Raw genomic sequence first — 22,078 nt, 5'->3', positions numbered from 1 at the left:
ATCCGGGGAAGGATCATAAAAGGAATCGGCGGCTTCTATTATGTAAGCGATGAAAATGGCGCGGTGCATGAATGTAAAGCCCGCGGAAGATTCCGCAAGGAAAAAATGAAGCCTATGGTCGGCGATCTCGTGGAATTTGAGGAACTTGCAGGGTATAATTCCATCGAAGAGATATTGCCGCGCAAAAATGAGATCAGGCGTCCGGCGGTGGCAAATATCGATAGGATGCTATTGGTGCTTTCGGCGGGGAAGCCCGCAGCCGACCTGCTGCTTGCCGACAAATTGCTGATTCAGGCGGAGCAAAACAACGTTGTCCCGCTGGTCGTCATTAATAAGACGGATACGGACGGCAAGCGGGCCGAGGAGCTGGAGGAGCAATACGCATGTTATAATACGGTCCTGACCTCTGCCAGAAACACCGAGGGGATCGACGCACTGAAGGAACGAATCAGGACGCTGTGCGTTTGCCTTGCAGGACAGTCGGCGGTTGGGAAATCATCGCTGATTAACCGGCTGGATGAATCCTTTGATCTGGAAACCGGGGGACTCAGCAAAAAGACGGACCGCGGCAAACACACAACGCGGCAGGCAGAGCTGTTTTATATTAAGGACTGCGACGCATATGTTGTAGATACGCCCGGATTTTCCATGTTTGATGTGGAGATGAAAAAAAAAGAAATTGCGGGATATTACCCCGATTTTAGCCAGTTTAGACAAAAGTGCAGATTTGTTTCCTGCCTTCACGACAGGGAGCCGGACTGTGCGGTAAAACAAGCAGTAGAAACAGGCAAAATTAACCGCGAACGTTACGAACGGTATTTGCGGATTATTCATTCTTTGGAGGAAAAGTAATATGACAAAAGTAGCACCTTCTTTATTATCGGCAGATTTTTGCAATATGGAGCAGGGCGTACGGATGATGGAGTGTGCGGGCGCGGACTATCTGCATTGCGACGTCATGGACGGCGTATTTGTTCCTAATATTTCTTTTGGATTCCAAATGATTTCACGCCTGCATGATATCAGCGACCTTCCGCTTGACGTACACCTGATGATTGTGCAGCCGGAACGTTATATCGAACGGTTTGCGCAAGCCGGCGCGGATTTTATTACGGTACATGCGGAAGCGACGGATCATTTACAGCGTGTATTGAAACAGATTACACAATGCGGCAAAAAGCCGGGAGTCGTGCTGAATCCGGCTACACCTCTTGAAATGGTCCGGTATATTCTTGACGACGTAGATATGATTTTGCTGATGTCGGTAAATCCGGGCTACGGTGGGCAGAGTTTTATTCCCGCGGTGATGCGGAAGGTTGCGGACCTTCGCGCGATGATCGACGCGTCGGGCAGGGAAATCGATATAGAAGTGGATGGTGGCGTGGACATGCAGAATTGTACACAGCTCCGGGAGGCCGGTGCGACCGTCCTTGTCGCGGGCAGCGCTGTGTTTGGTGCGGAAGATCCGGCGTTGGCGGTACGTACGCTGCGGGGGGAGTGAAATGAAAGCTTTATTGGTTGCTTCAGGGATTGCGCCTGGACGCGCCTTGTTTTTGCGCTCAGCCCGTGAAGCGGATATGACAATCGCAATTGATGGCGGGTTAAGGGTCTTCCGGGATTATGGCCTTGTTCCAGACCTGATCGTAGGTGATATGGATTCCGTGGAGGCGGAACTACTAAAGTCTTACCGTGTAAAAAGCGACTTAGTTGCAGTACCGGCAGAAAAAAACGAAACGGACGCAGCGCTCGCTGTGGACGAGGCAGTTAGGCGCGGAGCGAAAAAAATTCTGCTCCTTGGAGCGACGGGTGGACGAATAGACCATTTGCTTTCAAACCTGATGCTGCTGAAATATGCGCTGGTGAAAGGAACCGTACTCACGCTCGAGGATGATGAGCAGGAGATTACTCTTCACAGGGGGATTTTTGACCTATATGGTCAAAAAGGGCAGACAGTATCGATTATTCCCATGAATCAGCAGGCGGTGGTGACCGCGAAAGGGCTTTATTATCCGCTGGAAAAGCTTGTGCTTACCAATGAAAAGCCACGCGGGGTGAGCAATCTTTTTCTAACGGATCATGCGGTGATTGAAAGTGATGATTTTGTCTTTATCTGCAAGAATAAACAATAAAAAACAGGACAGATGCTTTGGCATCTGTCCTAAATTTGTTTCGTCATTTCAACTTATACGTAACGTTCGACTTTTCCAGAACGAAGGCAACGTGTGCATACGTATTTTCTTGTAGGAGTCCCATTTTCAATGACCCTGACACGCTGTACATTTGGAGCCCAGATTCTCTTGGATGTTCTGTGCGAGTGGCTGACTTTGTTGCCGGACACAACGCCTTTTGAACAAATCTCACAATATTTTGCCATCTAAAACACCTCCCTCTTGGTGTATACGTTCAAACAGCGTTTATTTTACCATCAATGAGCTTTGAATGCAAGTGTTTTTTGGAAATGTATGTTAAATTGCCAGCTATGAAACGGATATGCGATTGATATTGATAAAAAGTTGTTATATAATAACTATTAATAAACCATTAGGAGGTTTTTCTCATGAGTGCAAGTTTAAAGGTCGATTTGGGGACGGTAACCTATACGGAAGACTATATTGCGTCGATTGCAGGCTACAGCGCGCTCGAGTGCTATGGCCTTGTTGGGATGTCGCAAAAAAACGTCACGGAGATGATTGCCAATTTGTTCAAAGGCGACAACCTGCAGAAGGGTGTACGGATCAAGACGGACGGATCTGAAAATATTGTCGTCGAGCTGTATATTACGGTGAAATACGGCGTTTCTCTGTCAGCGGTTGCGGAAAACATTATCGACAAAGTAAAATATACGATTGAAAAAGAAACGGGCCTTAACGTACAGAGTGTGGATATTATTGTACAGGGGATCCAAATCTAAGGGGGAACTCGAATTGATCGAACTGCTGGATGGGCAGCAATTTAAAGACATGATTATAGGGGCTGCCGCTACCCTTGAAAAAAACAAAGATGCGCTCGATGCGCTCAATGTATTTCCTGTGCCGGACGGTGACACGGGAACAAATATGTCGCTTACGATGATTTCGGCGGCAAAAGAAGTGGCGGCGGCAGATCCGATGGATATGAAGGCCATTGTCCAGGCGCTGAGCCTCGGTGCGCTGAAAGGCGCGCGCGGAAATTCCGGCGTTATACTTTCGCAGATTTTTGCCGGGCTTGCGGACACGCTTTCAAAAGCGGACGGCAAGATTGATACCTCCATATTTGCAGCGGCTTTCCGCAATGGCGTCGATTACGCATACAAGGCTGTCATGAAACCTAAGGAAGGTACGATTCTTACCGTTGCGACAAAAATGGCGGAAGCGGCCGAGTTGATGGCGGAAAAGTCGGATGATTTGTATGCGCAGCTTGAATATGTGATTCTGGAAGGCGAAAAGGCCTTGAAAGAAACGCCTGAACAGCTCCCGGTCTTGAAGGAAGCGGGGGTTGTGGATGCCGGGGGAGCAGGTTTTCTTGCCATTGTGATGGGTCTCAAGGCCGTTCTCGACGGCGTAGAGGTGGACCCTGAAAACATTCTGGACTCCAAGGGAGTCGTGGTCGATTTCACGAACCTCGATACGGAAAAGGAAGATATCGAATTCGGTTATTGCACGGAATTTTTCATTAAGAACCTTTATCCCGAAGTTAAGGAGCGTGATATCGATACCTATCGGAATAATCTTTCCAAAATAGGAGACTGCGTGCTGGTGGTAGGTGACCTTTCCCTTGTAAAGACCCATGTTCACACGAATGAGCCGGGCCTCGCGCTTCAATACGCACAGATTTTGGGAGAGCTCAGTCATATCAAAATTGACAATATGCGTGAACAGCACCGGGAACTTTCCGAGCTTGCCCCGGATATCGAGGTGCCCGAGCGGAAAGAGTTAAGACAGATCGCGGTGGTGGCGGTCACGGCGGGAGACGGCATCCGAACGATTTTTCAGGATTGGCAAATTGAAGCTTTTGTGGAAGGAGGACAGTCCATGAACCCATCTACGGACGATATCCTGCGGGCAATTGAAGATGCGCCGTCGGACCATGTGATTGTACTCCCGAATAATAAAAATATTATTCTCGCAGCAGAGCAGGCTGCGGAAATGAGCGGAAAAGACGTAGTTGTCCTGAAAACAAAATCTATTCCACAGGGAATTGCCGCGGCTGTGGCCTATGACCCGGAGGCGGAACTCGAGGCGAATGTGAAGCGTATGGACAGGGTAATCGGTGAAGTAAAAACTGGCCTTATTACGCACGCGGTACGCGATACCAAAATGAACGGGAACAGGATTAAAAAGGATGATTTGATTGGAATTTCCGAAAGCGATATCGTTGCGAACGGAACCGATCTTAAGGCTGTGTTTACCGGATTGCTCGAAAAAATGGCGGACGGGGATTCTGAATTGATTACCATTTATTATGGAGAAAATGCGGATAAGGATCAGGCGGAAGAACTGGAAGCATTATGCACCGGGACTTTTGAGAATTGCGATGTTGAAGTGCACTATGGCGGCCAGCCTGTCTATCCCTATATTATTTCGGTGGAATGATATGGTTTTATGATGAAAGCCGGCGTAAAGGTCGGCTTTTTTCTTTTCGGAGGAGAAGGACGAAGCAGGAATATGGAATTGAATGAATCTGTTCGCAGCCTTTCCGGGATCGGCGAAAAGACAAGCAAAATTTTACAGAAAGTAGAGATCTCGACAATCAGGGATCTGCTTTACTATTTGCCGCGCTCTTATAAAGATTTTTCGGTTTGTAAAAAAATCCGGGACGTCAGCTTCGGGGAAACGGCCTTTTTTGAAGTCAGGATAGTTTCACAGCCGCAGGTAAAACGGCCGAGGTACCGGCTTGAAATAACTACGTTTCAGGTATCGGACGGCACGGGAATCGCAACCGTTGACATCTTCAATCAATTTTACATTAAAAACAATATTGCGCAGGGAAATACAATCTATATTTATGGGAAGCTGGAGCAAAAGTTCGGCAAGGTCCGCATCTCTTCGCCCGAACTTTATTTTAAACGGCCGGAAGAATCCTTTTTGCCGATTTATCCGTTGACGGCAGGGCTCACCCAAAATATGCTCCGAAAATTTCTGCGGGAGGCTCTGCATATTTCGGAATTTGTGGAACCCTATTCGGACGGTTTTCTGCGGAAAAACAAATTGTTTGGACTCAAAGAGGCCCTGAAGGAAGTTCATTTCCCTAAGTCACCGGAACGGGCGGAGAAGGCGCGCGCACGCATCATATTTGACGAGCTCCTTGTGTTCAACCGGATGCTGGAATTGCTTGGAGAGGAGAAGCGCTCCCAAAACAGCAGGCGCATCAGGATCAAGCCCGCCTCCGTCAAAGCATTTGTTGAACGTCTGCCGTTTGAACTGACTGCGGCGCAAAAGCGCGTGATGCAGGAAATCGCGAAAGACTTTGCAGGGGAACAGGCAATGAGCCGCCTCGTGCAGGGCGATGTAGGCAGCGGAAAAACGGTGATTGCATTTTTTGCCATGTACTGTATGCGTGAGAGAGGATACCAAAGCATTTTAATGGCGCCGACTGAGATCCTGGCCCGGCAGCACTATGAAACAGCCGTAAAATTGTTCCCGGCGGAAGAAGTCGTTTGTCTGACCGGTGCACTGACAGCGAAGAAAAAAAACGATTTGTGCGGAAGAATCCTGGACGGTTCCGTGAAAATCGTCATTGGGACGCATGCGCTTTTATACGGTGATATTTCATTTCAAAATTTGGGACTAATCATTACGGATGAACAGCACCGCTTTGGCGTAAAACAGCGTGCTGCACTCTCCGGCGGCCGGCAAGACGTACATACGCTGATCATGTCGGCGACCCCCATCCCGCGTACGCTCTCGCTTGTATTGTTTGGGCATACGGATATTTCAATCGTCGACGAGCTTCCACCGGGCCGCAAGGAGATCAAGACCTATCTGATCCACGGCCGCAAATATAACGATATGATCGTTTTTATCAAAAACGAGATATTTCTTGGAAGACAGGCTTATATCGTTTGTCCTCTGATCGAGGACAACGAGGGGATGGAAGCCAAGTCTGCCAAACAGATGTTTGACGAGTTGCAGGAATGTTATCCCGGGATTCGAATGGCGCTCATTCACGGGAAGCTGAAAAATGCTGAAAAGCAGGAAATCATGGATGGCTTTTCCTGTGGAAAGCTGCAGATATTGGTTTCTACCACGGTGATTGAAGTAGGGATCAATGTTCCGAACGCAACAGTTATGGCGGTCATGAATGCGGAGCGGTTTGGGCTCGCTCAACTGCATCAGCTTCGAGGCCGTGTAGGCCGCGGAGCGCATCAGTCCTACTGTTTCCTTGTTTCCGACAATCAAAGCGCGCATGAACGCCTGCGCGTTCTTACAAGGAGCAGTGATGGATTTGAAATAGCGGAAAAGGATATGCAGCTTCGGGGAACGGGTGATCTGCTTGGAACGCGCCAGCATGGGGCCGGTACGCTTAAAGTGGCGAACCTTATTACAGATATGAGTCTCCTTGTGCGCACGCGGGATGTTCTCGAGCAGCTAAAAAAATCAGGGGGGCGGGAATATGACGCCGTGACCGCCATCGCACGGGAACAGCTGGGGAGAAAGTTGATAGAGATCGCGCTTAATTAATTTGTTGCTTGACAGAAAAAAATGTTTATATTATTATAGTAGCGTGATATTGATTTACTACGCTAAATTATTAAAGGGATGAACGATTATATGGAACAGTTAAAAACGCAGGTCCCCGCGGGCGCCTGGGACTACCTGCCGGCAGAATGCGCGGCAAAAAGAAAAGTAGAGGATGAAATCAGGGACAGCTTTCTGAAAAATGGATACAGCGAAATCGAAACGCCTTCCTTTGAATATTATGAGGTCTTCATGCATGACTCCGTACCGTATGTGCAGGAGAATATGATGAAATTTTTCGATCAGAAAGGGCGGATACTTGCCTTGCGCCCGGACCTCACCGGGCCGATTGCCCGGGCGGCGGCAACGAAGCTTTTGATCCGGCAGGATGTTCTGCGCCTGTGCTATATTCAGAATGCGTTTGGTTTCTTCAACCGTGGAATTGCCGGAAAAACGGAATTCACCCAGGCCGGGGTGGAACTGATCGGGAAGCAGGGGGCGGATGCGGATGCCGAAGTGATCGCGCTTGCGATCGGCACTCTGCGAAAGATTGGATTGGAAGGGTTTAAGATCGAGCTTGGGCAGGTCGCTTATTTTAAGGGGTTGATCGAAGGCAGCGGTCTTGACGAAGAACAGACGGAACGTATCCGCGCTTTGGTGGACGCTAAAAATAATGTCGAATTAGAATATGAGCTTTCCCGTCTTAATATGGAGGGGCCGAAGAAACAAGCCTTGCTTGAACTGGGCAGTCTGTTCGGAGGGCGGGAGGCGCTTGTGAAGGCGGAGATGCTTGCCAAAAGCGAGGAATGCCGCAGGGCGGTTGAAAATATCCGTGAAGTGTTCGATATTCTTTGCGGGTTTGGATATGAAGAATATTTGTCGATCGATTTTGGCATTCTTAATAATTTCAACTATTATTCAGGGATCATTTTCCGTGGAATATCGGACGGGATCGGAACGCCTATTCTCTCGGGAGGGCGGTATGACGAATTGCTGAGCGAGTTTGGCACGGATGCTCCGGCGACAGGCTTTGCAATGGGAATCAAGGAGCTGCTTGTGGTGCTCGAACGGCAGGGCAAGCTGGTATCGACATCTGAAAAGACCATGGTAGTCCTTGCGCCAAGGGAGATGCTGGGACAGGCGTTTGCCTATGTGCAGGAGCTGAGGAAGCAGGGAAAACGGGTGGTCCTTGAATTGAATGGAAGCTCTTATGACCCTGCGAAATTTGAGGTCGTCGATTTTCAAAGGAGGATAAAATAAATGGAATTGACAATAGCGCTTGCAAAGGGCAGGCTTGCAAAATTTGCGATCGAATTGTTTTCCAAATGCGGAATCGATACTTCCGAATTGCGGGAAGATACGCGCAAACTGGTCGTTTGTGACAAAAAAAACGAATTGCGCTTCGTGCTGGTTAAGCCGTCCGACGTACCCGTATATGTATACCGCGGCGTGGCGGATATCGGGATAGCGGGAAAGGATACGCTGCTTGAAGAAGGGCTTCCGCTTTACGAGATGCTGGATTTGAAATGCGGAAAATGCAAGGTGTGCGTGGCCGGATATCCTAAGCAGAAAGAACGTATTACTTCAAACATTACGCGGGTAGCGACCAAATATCCGAGGATTGCCAAAATGTATTATGATGAGAAGGGGGAAGGGATTGAGATTATTAAATTGAATGGCAGTATTGAACTTGCGCCGATCCTTGATCTTTCGGACGTCATCGTGGATATTGTGGAAAGCGGCACTACGATCCGTGAAAACGGTCTTACCATTCTGGAGGAAGTATGTGATATCAGCGCACGCCTCGTTGTGAACCAGGTGAGTCTAAAAACAAAGGCGGAAAAAATCCAGCCGTTGATTGAAAAAATGAAAATTGCCCTGGAGGATATGTGATATGCTGCCGATACTCTCAGCAAAGGAGACCGACTCCATTAAAAGGCGCCTGTTGGAGCGTGCAAATACAGATTATTCCGAACAACAGAAAATTGTCGATGCAGTGCTTGAGGATGTGCGGAAAACCGGTGACCGGGCTTTGTTTTCCTATATTGCGCGTTTCGACGGCTTTGAGGCAAGTGCGGATAATTTGATGGTCACGGAGGAAGAGACCGATGAGGCTTTCGGAGCGGTCGACCCTGTTCTGCTCGAGGTGATGAAGGAAGCTGCGGCAAATATCGAGGAGTTCCACAATCATCAGAAGAGGGAGAACTGGTTTATCGAAAAAGGAGGGAAATATCTGGGACAGTTATACCTGCCTGTTGAATATGCAGGCGTATATGTGCCGGGTGGAAAAGCCGCTTATCCGTCCAGCGTCCTGATGAATATCATCCCTGCAAAGTGTGCGGGAGTTACCAATATTTTCGTCGCGACTCCCGCGCAGGGAGGGAAGGTCAATCCCGCGACGATCGCCGCCGCGAAAATTGCAGGAGCACATAAGATTTATAAAATGGGCGGCGCCCAGGCGATCGCTGCTTTTGCCTATGGTACGGAAAGCGTCCCGCGTGTGGATAAAATCACGGGACCGGGCAATATTTTCGTCGCGCTCGCAAAGAAAAGCGTATATGGGCAGGCGGGCATTGACATGATCGCCGGGCCGTCCGAGGTTTTGGTAATCGCGGACGACAGTGCAAATGAGCGCTTTATCGCGGCGGACTTTCTTTCACAGGCAGAGCATGACGAACTTGCGGCCTGTATGCTGGTAACAGTCAGCAGAAAGAAAGCGGAAGCGGTGCGGGCAGAGATCATACGTCAGGCGGAACTGCTCCCCAAAAAAGATATTGTCTTGAAATCACTGGAAAATTACGGAACGATCATCGTCGCGGAAACGCTGGATGAGGCGGTGGAAACAGCAAACCGGATCGCCCCCGAACATCTTGAGATTTGCACGGAGGATCCGGAGGCGCTGCTGCCCGGCATCCGGAATGCCGGATCTATTTTCCTGGGGGAATATTCGCCGGAACCGCTTGGCGATTATTTCGCGGGCACGAATCATGTGCTTCCCACCAACGGCACGGCACGCTTTTCATCACCGCTCAATGTAGACGATTTTCAAAAGAAATCCAGTGTGATATACTATTCAAGAGAGGAATTTGAAAAGGTTTTTCGTAAGGTGGCGGCCTTTGCGCAGGCGGAAGGGCTTGATGCGCATGCACGGTCCGCGGCGATTCGCTTTGAAGGTTGAAAGGGGAAAATACGTGGCAAGAGAAGGAGCGGTAACGAGAACAACAAGTGAAACGGATATTCGGCTGTCGGTCGTGCTTGATGGTTCAGGGACTTCTGAAATCGAAACAGGCGTAGGATTTTTTGACCATATGCTTACTTTGTTCGCAAAGCACGCAATGGTGGACCTGCGGCTTTTCTGCAAAGGCGATACCTATGTAGATGCGCACCATACGGTGGAAGACTGCGGAATTGCGCTCGGGGAGGCGATCAAGGCGGCATTGGGCGATAAGTCGGGAATCAGGAGATATGCGACGAAATTTGTCCCGATGGATGAAACGCTTGTGATGGCGAATCTTGATATCAGCGGCAGGCCTTATTTTGTCTATAATATGGAACTGCGGCAAAATAAAGCGGGGGATTTTGACGCGGAGCTGTGTGAGGAGTTTTTCCGCGCGGTTGCCGTAAATGCAGGACTGACCCTCCATCTTAATCTGCAATACGGAAAAAATACGCATCATATCATTGAAGCGGCATTTAAAGCATTCGGACAGGCGCTCCGCAGGGCGGCGGCGGTCGATCCTCAGATCAAGGGCGTATTTTCTACGAAGGGCGTATTATGATTGCTGTAATTGACTATGGAATGGGCAACCTGCGTAGCGTGGAAAAAGCGTTCCAATACCTTGGCTTTGATGTGTGCGTGACGGACCGCAAGGAGGACCTCGGGAGAGCAAGCCATATCATTCTGCCGGGTGTAGGAGCGATTGCGGATGCGCTGTTGCGCCTTGAACGGCGCGGCCTTATCAAAGAGATCGCGAAGCAGGCTGCGAGCGGGAAACCGTTTCTGGGGATATGCCTCGGCATGCAGTTGCTGTTTGACAAGAGCTATGAAAACGGTGAATATAAGGCGCTGGGGCTGGTGAAGGGAGAGGTAAGCCCTTTTCAGCTCGAGAATATGCGCGTACCGCATATGGGCTGGAATTCCCTTATTATGAAGGACAATGCTTTGTTTAGAAATGACGGTGAGGAAAAATATGTCTATTTCGTCCATTCCTATCATGCGGCCGGGGTTCCAAAGGAAAATATTATTGCGGAAACGGAGTATGGATACCGGTTTGTTTCCGCCGTTCAAAAGGACAATTTGTTCGGCTTGCAGTTTCATCCGGAAAAAAGCGGTGAAACAGGCCTGAACATGCTGAAAAATTTTGGAGGTTTAAAGCTATGAAGATTTATCCCGCAATTGACATCAGGGATGGTAAATGCGTTCGCTTGATGCAGGGAGAACTGCAGCGTTCCACAGAATACGGCGATCCGATTGAAATGGCAAAGCGCTGGGAGGACGAAGGCGCCTACTATTTGCATGTAGTCGACCTTGACGCGGCTTTCTCGGGTTCCTTTGTAAATCAAGATATTATTACAAAGCTGGTACAATCCATCAAGATCCCTGTCCAGATGGGCGGAGGCGTCCGGACGAAGGAAGATATTCGCGTCCGGCTGGACGACGCAGGCATTTCCCGTGTGATCCTAGGGACTGTGGCCGTGGAAGATCCGGAGCTTGTCAAATGGGCGGTGGCACGGTATAAGGACCGCATTGCAGTCGGGATCGACGCCAAGGAAGGGTGTGTGGCGATCAAAGGCTGGGCCGAGAACTCCAACATCGATCCTGTCAGCCTTGCAAAAGATATGCACAAGATGGGCGTGGCCAACATTATTTATACCGATATTTCCAAAGACGGCATGATGGAAGGGCCGAATTTGGATAAGACGGAAATGATTGTAAAAGAAACATGGATGAATCTGATCGCCTCGGGAGGGATCAGCAGTCTTGACGACATCAGGAAGGTGCGCGAAACAGGCGCTTGCGGCTGTATTGTAGGCCGCGCCCTGTATGACGGCGCGTTCACTCTGCAGGATGCGATGAAGGCGGCAAAATAGATGCTGACAAGGAGGATTATTCCGTGCCTTGACGTCCATGCAGGACGTGTCGTTAAAGGAGTTAACTTTGTTGACCTGCGCGATGCGGGCGACCCGGTGGAGATTGCAAAGGCTTATAACGCGCAGGGCGCGGATGAGATTACATTTCTTGATATCACAGCCTCTTCGGACGACCGCGGGATCATGGAGGATGTCGTTGCACGCACGGCGGAACAGGTATTCATTCCGCTTACCGTAGGCGGGGGCATCCGTACGGTGGACGATTTTCGCCGGATTTTAAAAGCTGGAGCCGATAAGATATCCATTAATTCAACTGCGCTTAAAACTCCTGAATTGATTGACGATGCGGCTGCCCGCTTTGGCAGTCAATGCGTCGTGGTGGCTATCGACGCCAAAATGAACGCACAGGGCAGGTACGACGTTTACCTGAACGGCGGAAGGGTCAATACCGGGAAAGATGCGGTCGAGTGGGCAAAAGAAGCCGTACGGCGCGGCGCAGGAGAAATTTTACTTACGAGCATGGATGCTGACGGCACAAAGGCAGGCTATAATATCGAATTGACGAAGCTGGTATGCGAAAACGTCGGCGTGCCGGTCATTGCATCGGGCGGAGCGGGAAGGCTGGAACATTTTGCCGAAGTGATTCGCGAGGCGGATGCAAGCGCGGTATTGGCGGCCTCCTTGTTCCACTACAAGGAGTTGACAATCTGGCAGGTAAAAGAATATCTAAGGAAAAATGGAATTGCGGTAAGGAGTATATGACAATGGAAATCAAATTTGATGAAAAGGGGCTTGTGCCCGCGATTGCGCAGGAGGCGCGCACAGGTGCTGTGCTGATGCAGGCTTACATGAACCAGGAAGCATATGATAAAACGCTGAAAACGGGATATGCGCATTACTATTCCCGTTCTCGAAAGCAACTTTGGAAAAAAGGGGAAACATCCGGAAATATTCAGAAGGTGGTGAGCGTGAGCCTTGATTGCGATGGGGATTGCGTGCTTTTGCAGGTAGAGCAGACGGGAGGCGCCTGCCATACGGGCGAATATTCCTGCTTTTTCAATCTGGTGCAGGAAAACGCAAAGGTGGCAAATTCGTCGCTGCTTTACGAACTGTACGATTTGATCGGCGACCGGAAAATGCATCCTAAGGAAGGCTCTTATACCAATTATTTATTTGAAAAGGGTATCGATAAAATTTTGAAAAAAATAGGGGAGGAGAGCGCGGAAGTAATCATTGCGTCTAAGAATCCGGGCACATCCGAGCTCCGTTATGAGGCGGCCGATTTACTTTATCATCTGCTGGTGCTGATGAACGAAAAAGGACTCAGCCTTACGGAATTGTTCGGGGAATTGCAGGGAAGAAGATAACATACTTGCAAAGCAATTCCAAGATGTGGTATAATAGCATCCGATAACGCACTCGCGCAGATTTTCGGCACTCGTGCCCAAAGGGTCATGTCGGAGAAACGAAGCGTGGGGAGGCATAAAACGAGGAGGTAAATTTATTATGTCAGTTATTTCTATGAAACAGCTCCTGGAAGCAGGGGTACACTTTGGTCACCAGACGCGCCGTTGGAACCCGAAAATGAAACGGTTCATTTTTACGGAGCGGAATGGCATCTATATTATCGACCTTCAAAAGACAGTCAAGGAAGTAGAAAAAGCTTATTATTTTGTACGCGACATCGCTATGGATAACAAAACGGTGCTTTTTGTCGGTACAAAAAAGCAGGCTCAGGAATCCATCGAGGCGGAAGCAAAGCGGTGCGGAATGTATTATGTTTCTAATCGCTGGCTGGGTGGAATGCTTACAAATTTCAAAACGATCAAGAGCCGTGTAGCACGCCTCAATAAGATCGAAGAGATGGAGCAGAACGGCGATATGGAATTGCTTCCCAAGAAGGAAGTTATCCAGCTGATGCATGAAAAGGAGAAGCTACTGAAGAACCTCGGCGGCATCCGTGAAATGAAAAACCTGCCGGGCGCACTTTTCGTAGTTGATCCGCGCAAAGAGCACATTGCGATTGCGGAAGCAAGAAACCTCGGAATTCCGGTAGTTGCGATCGTTGATACGAACTGCGATCCCGATGAAGTGGATTATCCGATTCCGGGCAATGATGATGCGATCCGTGCGGTGAAACTTATCACTTCCAAGATGGCGGATGCCGTTCTCGAAGGGAAGCAGGGCGAGCAGATGGAAGAGGAAGCGGAAGAAGCAGCGGAAGTACTTACGGAAGCGGAAGCGGAAGTGGCCGCTGCCGAAGAGATTGCGGAAGAGATCGCCCAGGAGATTCTCCCGGAGGTTGAAGTGGAAGCCGCAGTAGTCGAAGAAGAAAAATAAGTATCGGAGGTAGAAAATAGATGGTTTCGGCAAGTGATGTAAAGACATTGCGTGAGCGTTCCGGTGCAGGCATGATGGACTGCAAAAAGGCCCTGCAGGAAGCAAACGGAGATATGGAAAAGGCAAGCGAACTGTTGCGCGAGAAAGGCCTTGCAGCCGCCGTGAAAAAAGCGGGCAGAATTGCTGCGGAGGGAGTTGTCGGTTCCTATATCCATATGGGCGGCAAAATCGGCGTTCTCGTGGAAGTGAACTGCGAGACGGACTTTGTGGCAAAGACGGATGCGTTCCAGGCATTTGTGAAGGATGTGGCGATGCACATTGCGGCAGCGAACCCGATGTATGTATCGGAAGACGAAATTGATCCGGCTGTTCTCGAAAAGGAAAAGGAAATCCTGACGGCGCAGGCGCTTAATGAGGGAAAACCCGCAAACGTTGTTGATAAAATGGTGGAAGGCAGGATTAAAAAGTTTAAAAAAGAAATCTGTCTGCTTGACCAGCCGTTTGTCAAAGATCCCGACAAGACAGTTCAGCAGTTGGTGAACGATCAGGTCGCAACAATTGGTGAAAAAATTTCCATTCGCCGTTTCACAAGATATGAAATGGGCGAAGGACTTGAGAAGCGCCAGGATGACTTCCAGAAGGAAGTTATGGAGCAGGCTGGCCTCTAAGCCGTTGTTTTCATCCAAAAAGAAAAGGCCAAAAAGAGATTAAAAAGGCTCAAAAAGTAAAATAACAAAGACAAAAAGAGTGTTGAGTTTGTGAAGGCAAGCCAACGCTCTTTTTTTGAAATAAAAAGCAAAAGGGTGTAGGAAAAATTCAATACGAAAAGATCTCCAAAAAGCTTTTAATAAAGAAATATGGTGGTTTTATATGTATGGTGAATTTGCTTTGAATTCTGTAATTTTAAATTAGATTTTTTATGTTTCTTTTTTGGTCAAGGACAGCCGACTGGTTGGGATAAATTTCTATGCGAGATTTGCAAATATGATTTTGGAACAGGACATACCGCTGGAGTGTGTCCTGTTTTTTATACGGCAATTAGGGGAATATTATACTTACCCGAGCGGTCGTTAAAAATGCAGCGTTGGAGCCGCGTGTTTGGTTGGCAGGGCATGGGGAGGCTCATGCCGAAGATAAACATCCTAAGAAACAATATTTTGGTTGATGGCAAAAGTAATGTTTGGTATAATCGTTACAGCGAATAAGCAATAATGTTGGATTTGGAAACGGTTGAACCAAGATTCCTTTCCATACAACCGGCAGATATTGCACATTATATTTGAAACGTTTATTTAAAGGAATATTTTTGAAATGACAGGGGAAATCGCAAGCGAAAATTCAAACGGAAGCAGTGAGCGCTGTACTGTTACAATTAATTGTTCCAATTTGTTTTTAAAATTGGGACGAAACGATGGAAATCAAGGAGAACACTTCGTGTTCTCTTTTTTTAAGCAGAATGACCGGGAGGACTTATTATGGAACCAAAATACAAAAGAGTAATTATGAAAATCAGCGGAGAAGCGCTCTGTTCTCTTGAAAACAGGCCGCTTGACTTTGACATTATCGACAATGTAACCGAACAGATTATCGAGGTGGCCGCACAGGGAGTTGAGGTTGGTATTATCGTAGGCGGCGGGAACATCTGGCGGGGCGCGCGCGTTGGAAAACATATGGACCGTACAACCGCCGATTATATGGGTATGCTTGCAACGGTGATTAATGCCCTCGCGCTGCAGGATTCCCTTGAGGAGAAGGGCCTCCAGACAAGGGTACAGACGGCGATTGAAATGCGGCAAATCGCGGAACCATATATTCGCCGGAAGGCAATGAAGCATCTCGAAAAAGGCCGTGTTGTGATCTTTGCCTGCGGTACCGGGAACCCGTATTTCTCAACCGATACGGCGGCTGCGCTTCGCGCGGCAGAGATGGAGGTCGATCTTATTATGCTGGCCAAAAATGTGGATGCGGTATATGACAGCGACCCAAAAGAAAATCCGGACGCCATGCGTTTCGATACTATCAGCTATATGGATGTCATCAACAAGGGACTCAGTGTGATGGATAATACGGCAATTACCCTGTGCATGGATAATCACATCCCAATTAACGTATTCGGGGTGAATGAAAAAGACAGTATCCGCAGGGTTGTGTACGGCGAGGAAATCGGTACAATGATAAAGTAGCAAATCCGCAAAATCCTGTAAGTTGGGATTGAGTTTTAGGCCGGGGTACGGTACAATAGATATGAAATAAAAAGTACCATTTTGCAAAATCTGGAAATGATGAAAGGAATGGGTGACAAATGCAAATTAAACATGAGGCACTCGAAAAAGCCGAATCAAAGATGGATAAAACGCTCAGCGTTTTGAGAAAAGAGCTTGTCAGCATACGCGCGGGCAGAGCGAACGCACAGCTTTTGGACGGGATCATGGTGGACTATTATGGAACTCCTACGCCGATCAATCAAGTCGGCAATATTGCTGCTCCCGAGCCGCGGCTTCTCACGATTTCTCTTTGGGATGCCAGCATCCTCCACGAAGTGGAAAAGGCGATCCAGGCCTCTGATCTTGGGATCAACCCTGCGAATGACGGAAAGGTGATCCGTCTTGCGTTTCCGGAAATTACCGGTGAAAAAAGACAGGAGCTCGTAAAGCTTGCCAAGAAAAAAACGGAAGAAGCAAAAATTGCAATCCGTTCGATCCGCCGCGACGCGAACGAAGTGTTCAAAAAAGATAAAAAATCAAGCGCCGTAACAGAGGATGATTATGAAATTCTGGAAAAGGAAATCCAGACGCTGACGGACAAGAAAACAAAAGAAGCGGAAGAGATTCTTGCGGCAAAGGAAAAGGAAATTCTTGAGATCTGATCTTTTGGGACGGGAACTTCAGCAAGCGGAAGAGATTCTCGCACGGGAAGGAAAGCAATATACCGTGGTGCGCTATGTGTCCTACAAGCCCTATCGGGATGCAGATTCGGCGCGTGTGCTGAGAGTGCGGGAAGAGGACGGAAAATACGAGCTTTTGACAGGCGAATTTATTACAAGCGTTAAGACGTCTCAGGGCTGATGCCTTGGGACGCGCTTTTTAAAGGAGAATAATTTGGGAATTTTTTCTAAGAAGCGGTCTGCACAACTTACGGAGCTTGACCTCAATAGGTTGCCTATCCATGTCGCCATTATCATGGACGGCAATGGCCGCTGGGCAAAAAAACGCATGATGCCAAGGGCGGCAGGGCACCGCGCCGGAATGTATAAGGTGAAGACAATTATCCGCATGAGCAGCGATATTGGTATAAAACACCTGACGCTTTATGCGTTTTCCACCGAAAACTGGAAACGTCCCAAAGAGGAAGTTGGCGCGCTTATGGGGCTCCTGATCGAATTCCTCCAGAAGGAGCTTGACGAGATGCACGAACGGGGCGTGGTGTTCCGCACCATTGGAGACACTTCCAGGCTTCCGCAGGCAGTGAGAGACGTGCTCGAAAATGCAAAACAGAAAACGAAGGATAATACGGGTCTCGTACTGAATATTGCGCTCAATTATGGGTCTCGTACTGAAATCAGGGATGCCGTGAGGCGTATTGCCTCGGAAGTGACGGCAGGAAATCTCGCAATAGAAGAGATTACGGAACAGGTCATTTCCGATCATTTGGAGACGGCTGGGCAGCCCGACCCCGATTTTATGATCCGCACAAGCGGTGAGGAGCGGCTTTCCAATTATCTGCTCTACCAGTTGGCCTATGCGGAATTTTATTTTACGCCTGTGTTTTGGCCGGACTTCGATGAACGGGAATACGAAATAGCCTTGCTTGAATATCAGAACAGGCAGCGCCGTTACGGCGGGCTTTGAGGAGTGGTTGCATGCTAAAAAGAATTCTGTCGGCAGTACCTATTATTATTGTTGTGGCGCTCGCCGCAATTTTTCAAAGCTGGGTGATGGTGGCGCTCGCGGTGGCGCTCGCCCTGGCTACGCAATTCGAGATTGTACGCGCCTTTGATCGCAATGGCAAACCGGTCACAGCTTATCTTTCTTACGCGTTTGCTGTAGTCCTGGCGGCTTTTTTTGCAGGTTTTTTTATTTTGTTGCAAAAAGGCCTGGATTATACATCGTGGATGCCTTTGATGCTGCTTTGTGCGTTTGTTGTGCTAATTATGCTGGTCTTTATTGTATCCATGTTTTCTAAGCGGCATACGGCGGACAGCGTTGCAAATACAATTTTCACCTTTGTTTATCCCCAGCTTTTCCTTGCGCTTTTTTATCTGCTTATTTTAGGAAACATAGGCGACTATTGCCGTATGTTTGTGGTATTCCTCATGGTTCTTGTGCCAGCCATGTTTTCGGATACGTTCGCTTATTTTATTGGTATGGCATTTGGCAAGCGCAAGCTGTGTCCGCAGATCAGCCCCAAGAAAACTGTGGCGGGCAGCGTCGGCGGTGTGGTTGGCGGGCTCGTAGGAGCGCTTTTGATTTCAATGCTGTTTTGGGGAGGTAAAAACCTTGCCGGGTTTATGGCAGCAGGCGCTGCGCTGGGAGCGATTTCACAGCTCGGCGATCTTTCCGCGTCGTTCATAAAGCGTTCACTGAATATTAAGGATTTTGGGAAGATTTTACCTGGCCACGGTGGTATAGTAGACAGGATGGATAGTATTCTGTTTTGCATTCCGGCAGTATTTATTTTAACGATTGCCGGGCTGGTATAATAGTAATTGAGGAGAAATCGCTTGAGAAATATAACGATATTGGGTGTAACCGGCTCGGTAGGGCAGCAAGCGGCGGATGTGGCAAGAGCCTACCCTGAACGAATCCACGTAGGATGCGTTTCCGCACATAACGATGTCAGAACATTGGCGGGACTGGCAAACAAACTGAGAGCGGAATATGTTGCGGTCACCGGAGCCGGTGCGGATCTGGAATTATTGAAAGAACTTCTCGATTACGATGCGGAGATTCTTTCGGGTCCGGAGGCTTTAACCCGGGCGTGCACGGCGGGAAATCCGGATATGGTTGTTTTATCCGTCCTTGGAATTGCGGGCCTCCCGGCGTTTGAAGAGTGCCTGAAGCATAAGATCGCCGTTGCACTGGCAAATAAAGAGTCGCTTGTATGCGGCGGAAAGCTTGTGCAGCGGATGATTCGTGAGACGGGTACGCTCGTCCTCCCTGTAGACAGCGAGCATTCGGCCTTATTCCAATGCCTGAATAACCGTTTCGATGTGTCGGAAGTGCAAAAACTGTGGATCACCGCCTCCGGCGGGCCATTCCTGCATTGGAGTAAAGATGAAATAGATCACGCTCCACTTGAAAGAGCATTGAAACATCCGCGTTGGTCCATGGGCCAGAAGATTACGATTGATTCGGCCTCTCTTGCGAATAAAGGGTTAGAGGTGATGGAGGCCCATTTTATGTACGGGATGCCGGCAGAGCGGATCAAGGTGCTGGTACATCCGCAAAGCATCGTGCACTCCATGGTAGAGTGGAGGGATGGTTCGGTAACGGCCCAGATGGGACCAGTCGATATGCGGATGCCGATTCAGAAGTCCCTGCTTTTTCCGGAAATGCTGGAAAATCCCTGTGTAAAGCCGCTCAATTTTTATGAAATCGGCAGGCTTGAGTTTTTGGAACCGGATATGGAACGCTTTCCCTGCCTTGCGCTGGCGTTTGAGGCGATCGATACGGAAACGACTACCGTTTATAATTCGGCAAATGAAGAAGCAGTCGCCAGTTATTTGGCGGGAGATATCGAGTTTCACCGTATCTATGAATTGATTGGAGACAGCATGAAAAAGTTTGGCGGATATATTCCGCAAACAATTTCTGAGATATTGGAATTGGACAAAGACGTGAGGGCATATGTTGGAACATTGCTATGAGCGTTTGGAGGGAAATGATTGCAAATCATACTGAGCATTATTGTAACGCTGCTGGTGCTTACCGCGCTGGTAGTGGCGCATGAATTTGGACACTATATCGTAGCAAAAAAACGCGGGATCAAGGTCGCGGAGTTTGCAATCGGTTTTGGGCCGAAGCTTATCAAATGGCATCGGGGAGAAACCGAATTTTCAATCCGGCCGTTTTTTATCGGCGGATATAACAAATTTGCGGATGACGAAGAGAAGGAGCCTGTGCCCGGAGACTTTCGGGCCGCGTCACTAAAAAGCCGCTTCCTGACGATTATTGCCGGCCCACTGATGAATGTGATCGTTGCAGTCATTCTTGCGGCGGTACTCCTCATGACAGTGGGCAACGCGCAGCCTGTCGTTACGGGATTGGAGCAAAATTCTACTGCGCAGGCTGCTGGGATCATGGAGGGCGATATTATCCGTGAAATGAATGGCGTTCGTATCGATTTTACCTATGACCTGCAGGACGCATACGGCGCGGCTCAGGGAGATAAGCTTTTACTTACCGTTGAACGCGGCGGAGAGAAACTTTCCTTCAGCATTCCCTATGAGCAGGAGGAAGTAGACGGCAGGAAAGTGACAGGTATGTCCCTTTCGCTTGAACCGCGTACTTTTAATTTTTTCGAGGCTATTGTTTTGAGCTTTAAATGGCTGTTCCTGGTGACGCGCGAAATGATTATGGCATTGGGAAGCCTGTTTTTTATGGGGCAGGGAGTGGAAAATATGTCTGGGATCGTAGGCGTTGCCAGTATGGTCGGACAGGCGGCGATGATCGGCTGGGATCAGGTAGTCAATTTGACGGCTCTTCTGAGTATCAATCTTGCGATTGTAAACCTGCTTCCCATTCCCGCGCTTGACGGCGGCAAGATCGTTCTCTATGCGGTGGAAGGAATTCGCAGAAAGCCCGCCTCTCCCAGAGTGGAGGGAACGCTTAACCTGATCGGCATGGCGCTTATTTTCGGGCTTGCAATTTTCCTGATTTTTCAGGATGTACAGCGGCTGATATTGTAGAGGGTGGAAAGAATGAAAACGAAGGAAGTAAAAATAGGGAATGTTGTAATCGGAGGCGGAAGACCGATCCTGATCCAGTCCATGACGAATACGGATACAAAAGATGTCCGCGGGACAGTAGCACAGATTCGTGCGCTTGAGGAAGCGGGCTGTGAGATCATCCGCTGTGCCGTACCGGATGCGGAAAGCGCAGCCGCCTTGAAGAAGATCAAGGATTCCATTTCTATTCCACTTGTCGCAGACATTCATTTTGATGCCCAGGCGGCAATCGCGGCAATTGAGAACGGCGCGGATAAGATTCGCATCAATCCGGGAAATATTGGAGGCAAGGAAAAGATCGCCGCCGTAGTGAATGCCGCGAAGGCAGCACATATTCCAATCCGGGTGGGCGCGAACGCAGGTTCCTTATCCCGGGATATCCTCCAGAAGCACGACGGCCCTACGGCAGGTGCGCTGATCGAGAGCGTGCTCGAAAATATCCGGACGTTGGAACGTATGAAATTTGATGACATTGTAGTCTCGATCAAATCTTCCAACGTATCGGTATGTGTCGAAGCATACCGCGAGATTGCCAAGCTGGTGGATTATCCGCTGCACCTAGGCGTGACGGAAGCGGGCACTTATCATATGGCGGTTATCAAATCCGCTATTGCGATGGGGGCTTTGATTTTGGATGGGATCGGCGACACCTTGCGTGTTTCCGTAACAGGCGATCCGGTGCAGGAGGTTTACGCCGCCCGGGATATCCTAAAAAGCTGCGGTGCGCGCAAGTCCGGTGTGGAAATCATTTCCTGCCCGACATGCGGCCGCTGCACAATCGATATTGAAAAAATAGCGGACAGCATCGAACGGTTTACTCAGAATATCAAGATGCCACTTAAAATTGCCGTAATGGGCTGCGCCGTCAACGGCCCGGGCGAAGCCCGGGAAGCAGATATCGGAATCGCCGGCGGCCGTGGGGAAGGTTTGCTGTTTGCGCACGGGGAAATTATTAAAAAGGTAGACGAATTTGATATTTTGCCGGAATTGAGGCGTATGATTCTGGAGCTTGCAAAGGAAAGGAACGAAGAACGTTGAACGCGCT

The 22,078-nt window shown here is 49.0% G+C and carries 25 protein-coding genes; 24 read left to right on the top strand and 1 reads right to left on the bottom strand.

Annotation, left to right across the window (positions count from 1 at the left end; all coding sequences use genetic code 11):
* From rsgA to B1H56_RS04195, 3 genes are read left to right on the top strand one after another with little or no spacing between them, the layout of a single operon-like run.
* Entirely contained in the window at nt 1-852 is an 852-nt protein-coding gene (gene rsgA / locus B1H56_RS04205) for a ribosome small subunit-dependent GTPase A (protein WP_066518607.1), read from the top strand.
* A gap of 1 nt (nt 853) precedes the next feature.
* Complete coding sequence (gene rpe / locus B1H56_RS04200; RefSeq protein WP_066518610.1) at nt 854-1,501, top strand: ribulose-phosphate 3-epimerase; 648 nt, start codon at nt 854-856, stop codon at nt 1,499-1,501.
* A 1-nt stretch (nt 1,502) separates the two neighbouring features.
* Nucleotides 1,503-2,129, top strand: coding sequence for a thiamine diphosphokinase (locus B1H56_RS04195; protein WP_066518614.1), 627 nt, complete (start codon nt 1,503-1,505; stop codon nt 2,127-2,129).
* Nucleotides 2,130-2,182: 53 nt separating this feature from the next.
* Here the strand turns inward: B1H56_RS04195 and rpmB are convergent, their stop codons facing one another.
* Complete coding sequence (gene rpmB, locus B1H56_RS04190; protein WP_082771148.1) at nt 2,183-2,374, bottom strand: 50S ribosomal protein L28; 192 nt, start codon at nt 2,372-2,374, stop codon at nt 2,183-2,185.
* Nucleotides 2,375-2,557: 183 nt separating this feature from the next.
* Here rpmB and B1H56_RS04185 point away from each other — a divergent pair, with 183 nt between their 5' ends.
* The 21 genes from B1H56_RS04185 (at nt 2,558) to ispG (ending at nt 22,071) form a co-directional block, all read left to right on the top strand.
* A complete protein-coding gene (locus B1H56_RS04185; protein WP_066518620.1) occupies nt 2,558-2,911 on the top strand; it encodes an Asp23/Gls24 family envelope stress response protein in 354 nt (117 codons plus the stop codon).
* A 13-nt stretch (nt 2,912-2,924) separates the two neighbouring features.
* Nucleotides 2,925-4,571, top strand: a complete 1,647-nt coding sequence (locus B1H56_RS04180; protein WP_066739954.1) for a DAK2 domain-containing protein — start codon at nt 2,925-2,927, stop codon at nt 4,569-4,571.
* A 72-nt stretch (nt 4,572-4,643) separates the two neighbouring features.
* A complete protein-coding gene (gene recG, locus B1H56_RS04175) occupies nt 4,644-6,659 on the top strand; it encodes an ATP-dependent DNA helicase RecG (protein WP_066519285.1) in 2,016 nt (671 codons plus the stop codon).
* Between the two features lie 90 nt (nt 6,660-6,749).
* The gene (gene hisZ, locus B1H56_RS04170; protein WP_066518623.1) at nt 6,750-7,916 is read left to right on the top strand and encodes an ATP phosphoribosyltransferase regulatory subunit; all 1,167 of its coding nucleotides are present in this window, start codon (nt 6,750-6,752) and stop codon (nt 7,914-7,916) included.
* The gene (gene hisG, locus B1H56_RS04165) at nt 7,917-8,549 is read left to right on the top strand and encodes an ATP phosphoribosyltransferase (RefSeq protein WP_066518634.1); all 633 of its coding nucleotides are present in this window, start codon (nt 7,917-7,919) and stop codon (nt 8,547-8,549) included.
* Between the two features lies 1 nt (nt 8,550).
* Nucleotides 8,551-9,834 carry a histidinol dehydrogenase gene (gene hisD, locus B1H56_RS04160; RefSeq protein ID WP_066518636.1) on the top strand — a complete coding sequence of 428 codons (1,284 nt, stop codon included), beginning with the start codon at nt 8,551-8,553 and terminating at the stop codon, nt 9,832-9,834.
* Nucleotides 9,835-9,847: 13 nt separating this feature from the next.
* On the top strand, nt 9,848-10,435 hold the full coding sequence (gene hisB, locus B1H56_RS04155; RefSeq protein WP_066519288.1) for an imidazoleglycerol-phosphate dehydratase HisB: 588 nt from the start codon (nt 9,848-9,850) through the stop codon (nt 10,433-10,435).
* A complete protein-coding gene (hisH, locus tag B1H56_RS04150; RefSeq protein ID WP_066518638.1) occupies nt 10,432-11,037 on the top strand; it encodes an imidazole glycerol phosphate synthase subunit HisH in 606 nt (201 codons plus the stop codon). Before hisB ends, hisH begins: the two co-directional genes overlap by 4 nt.
* Nucleotides 11,034-11,747 carry a 1-(5-phosphoribosyl)-5-[(5-phosphoribosylamino)methylideneamino]imidazole-4-carboxamide isomerase gene (hisA, locus tag B1H56_RS04145; protein ID WP_066518640.1) on the top strand — a complete coding sequence of 238 codons (714 nt, stop codon included), beginning with the start codon at nt 11,034-11,036 and terminating at the stop codon, nt 11,745-11,747. Before hisH ends, hisA begins: the two co-directional genes overlap by 4 nt.
* Nucleotides 11,748-12,509 (top strand): imidazole glycerol phosphate synthase subunit HisF, encoded by a 762-nt coding sequence (hisF, locus tag B1H56_RS04140; RefSeq protein WP_066518642.1) that lies wholly within the window; start codon nt 11,748-11,750, stop codon nt 12,507-12,509.
* Nucleotides 12,506-13,114, top strand: a complete 609-nt coding sequence (hisIE, locus tag B1H56_RS04135; protein ID WP_066518643.1) for a bifunctional phosphoribosyl-AMP cyclohydrolase/phosphoribosyl-ATP diphosphatase HisIE — start codon at nt 12,506-12,508, stop codon at nt 13,112-13,114. Before hisF ends, hisIE begins: the two co-directional genes overlap by 4 nt.
* Before the next feature lie 139 nt (nt 13,115-13,253).
* A complete protein-coding gene (gene rpsB, locus B1H56_RS04130) occupies nt 13,254-14,087 on the top strand; it encodes a 30S ribosomal protein S2 (RefSeq protein ID WP_066518644.1) in 834 nt (277 codons plus the stop codon).
* A gap of 20 nt (nt 14,088-14,107) precedes the next feature.
* Nucleotides 14,108-14,755 (top strand): translation elongation factor Ts, encoded by a 648-nt coding sequence (tsf, locus tag B1H56_RS04125; RefSeq protein WP_066518646.1) that lies wholly within the window; start codon nt 14,108-14,110, stop codon nt 14,753-14,755.
* 804 nt (nt 14,756-15,559) lie between these two features.
* Entirely contained in the window at nt 15,560-16,270 is a 711-nt protein-coding gene (pyrH, locus tag B1H56_RS04120; protein ID WP_187161451.1) for a UMP kinase, read from the top strand.
* A 119-nt stretch (nt 16,271-16,389) separates the two neighbouring features.
* Nucleotides 16,390-16,953 carry a ribosome recycling factor gene (frr, locus tag B1H56_RS04115; protein ID WP_066518651.1) on the top strand — a complete coding sequence of 188 codons (564 nt, stop codon included), beginning with the start codon at nt 16,390-16,392 and terminating at the stop codon, nt 16,951-16,953.
* Nucleotides 16,954-16,957: 4 nt separating this feature from the next.
* Complete coding sequence (locus tag B1H56_RS04110; protein ID WP_066518653.1) at nt 16,958-17,152, top strand: hypothetical protein; 195 nt, start codon at nt 16,958-16,960, stop codon at nt 17,150-17,152.
* A 33-nt stretch (nt 17,153-17,185) separates the two neighbouring features.
* Nucleotides 17,186-17,935, top strand: a complete 750-nt coding sequence (locus B1H56_RS04105) for an undecaprenyl pyrophosphate synthase (RefSeq protein WP_066518655.1) — start codon at nt 17,186-17,188, stop codon at nt 17,933-17,935.
* 11 nt (nt 17,936-17,946) lie between these two features.
* A complete protein-coding gene (locus B1H56_RS04100) occupies nt 17,947-18,786 on the top strand; it encodes a phosphatidate cytidylyltransferase (RefSeq protein WP_066518657.1) in 840 nt (279 codons plus the stop codon).
* A gap of 21 nt (nt 18,787-18,807) precedes the next feature.
* Complete coding sequence (dxr, locus tag B1H56_RS04095) at nt 18,808-19,953, top strand: 1-deoxy-D-xylulose-5-phosphate reductoisomerase (RefSeq protein ID WP_066518660.1); 1,146 nt, start codon at nt 18,808-18,810, stop codon at nt 19,951-19,953.
* 18 nt (nt 19,954-19,971) lie between these two features.
* Nucleotides 19,972-20,994, top strand: coding sequence for a M50 family metallopeptidase (locus B1H56_RS04090; RefSeq protein ID WP_066518663.1), 1,023 nt, complete (start codon nt 19,972-19,974; stop codon nt 20,992-20,994).
* Between the two features lie 3 nt (nt 20,995-20,997).
* Nucleotides 20,998-22,071: a flavodoxin-dependent (E)-4-hydroxy-3-methylbut-2-enyl-diphosphate synthase gene (ispG, locus tag B1H56_RS04085; protein ID WP_066518666.1), complete on the top strand. Its 1,074-nt coding sequence runs from the start codon at nt 20,998-21,000 to the stop codon at nt 22,069-22,071.
* Nucleotides 22,072-22,078 lie beyond the last annotated feature (7 nt).

Source organism: Christensenella minuta, assembly GCF_003628755.1.
Classification (GTDB): domain Bacteria; phylum Bacillota; class Clostridia; order Christensenellales; family Christensenellaceae; genus Christensenella; species Christensenella minuta.
The sequence above is the reverse complement of the archived record's forward strand: the minus strand, read 5'-3'. Positions and strand labels throughout refer to the sequence as shown.

Bases quoted from the DNA above. Each gene is read 5' to 3' on its own strand.
- rpe (WP_066518610.1), top strand. From the start codon at position 854: ATGACAAAAGTAGCACCTTCTTTATTATCGGCAGATTTTTGCAATATG.
- hisA (WP_066518640.1), top strand. From the start codon at position 11,034: ATGAAGATTTATCCCGCAATTGACATCAGGGATGGTAAATGCGTTCGC.
- hisZ (WP_066518623.1), top strand. From the start codon at position 6,750: ATGGAACAGTTAAAAACGCAGGTCCCCGCGGGCGCCTGGGACTACCTG.
- hisIE (WP_066518643.1), top strand. From the start codon at position 12,506: ATGACAATGGAAATCAAATTTGATGAAAAGGGGCTTGTGCCCGCGATT.
- B1H56_RS04100 (WP_066518657.1), top strand. From the start codon at position 17,947: ATGCTAAAAAGAATTCTGTCGGCAGTACCTATTATTATTGTTGTGGCG.
- rpmB (WP_082771148.1), bottom strand. From the start codon at position 2,374: ATGGCAAAATATTGTGAGATTTGTTCAAAAGGCGTTGTGTCCGGCAAC.
- hisD (WP_066518636.1), top strand. From the start codon at position 8,551: ATGCTGCCGATACTCTCAGCAAAGGAGACCGACTCCATTAAAAGGCGC.
- hisG (WP_066518634.1), top strand. From the start codon at position 7,917: ATGGAATTGACAATAGCGCTTGCAAAGGGCAGGCTTGCAAAATTTGCG.
- hisH (WP_066518638.1), top strand. From the start codon at position 10,432: ATGATTGCTGTAATTGACTATGGAATGGGCAACCTGCGTAGCGTGGAA.
- B1H56_RS04195 (WP_066518614.1), top strand. From the start codon at position 1,503: ATGAAAGCTTTATTGGTTGCTTCAGGGATTGCGCCTGGACGCGCCTTG.
- B1H56_RS04185 (WP_066518620.1), top strand. From the start codon at position 2,558: ATGAGTGCAAGTTTAAAGGTCGATTTGGGGACGGTAACCTATACGGAA.
- tsf (WP_066518646.1), top strand. From the start codon at position 14,108: ATGGTTTCGGCAAGTGATGTAAAGACATTGCGTGAGCGTTCCGGTGCA.
- hisF (WP_066518642.1), top strand. From the start codon at position 11,748: ATGCTGACAAGGAGGATTATTCCGTGCCTTGACGTCCATGCAGGACGT.
- frr (WP_066518651.1), top strand. From the start codon at position 16,390: ATGCAAATTAAACATGAGGCACTCGAAAAAGCCGAATCAAAGATGGAT.
- recG (WP_066519285.1), top strand. From the start codon at position 4,644: ATGGAATTGAATGAATCTGTTCGCAGCCTTTCCGGGATCGGCGAAAAG.
- rpsB (WP_066518644.1), top strand. From the start codon at position 13,254: ATGTCAGTTATTTCTATGAAACAGCTCCTGGAAGCAGGGGTACACTTT.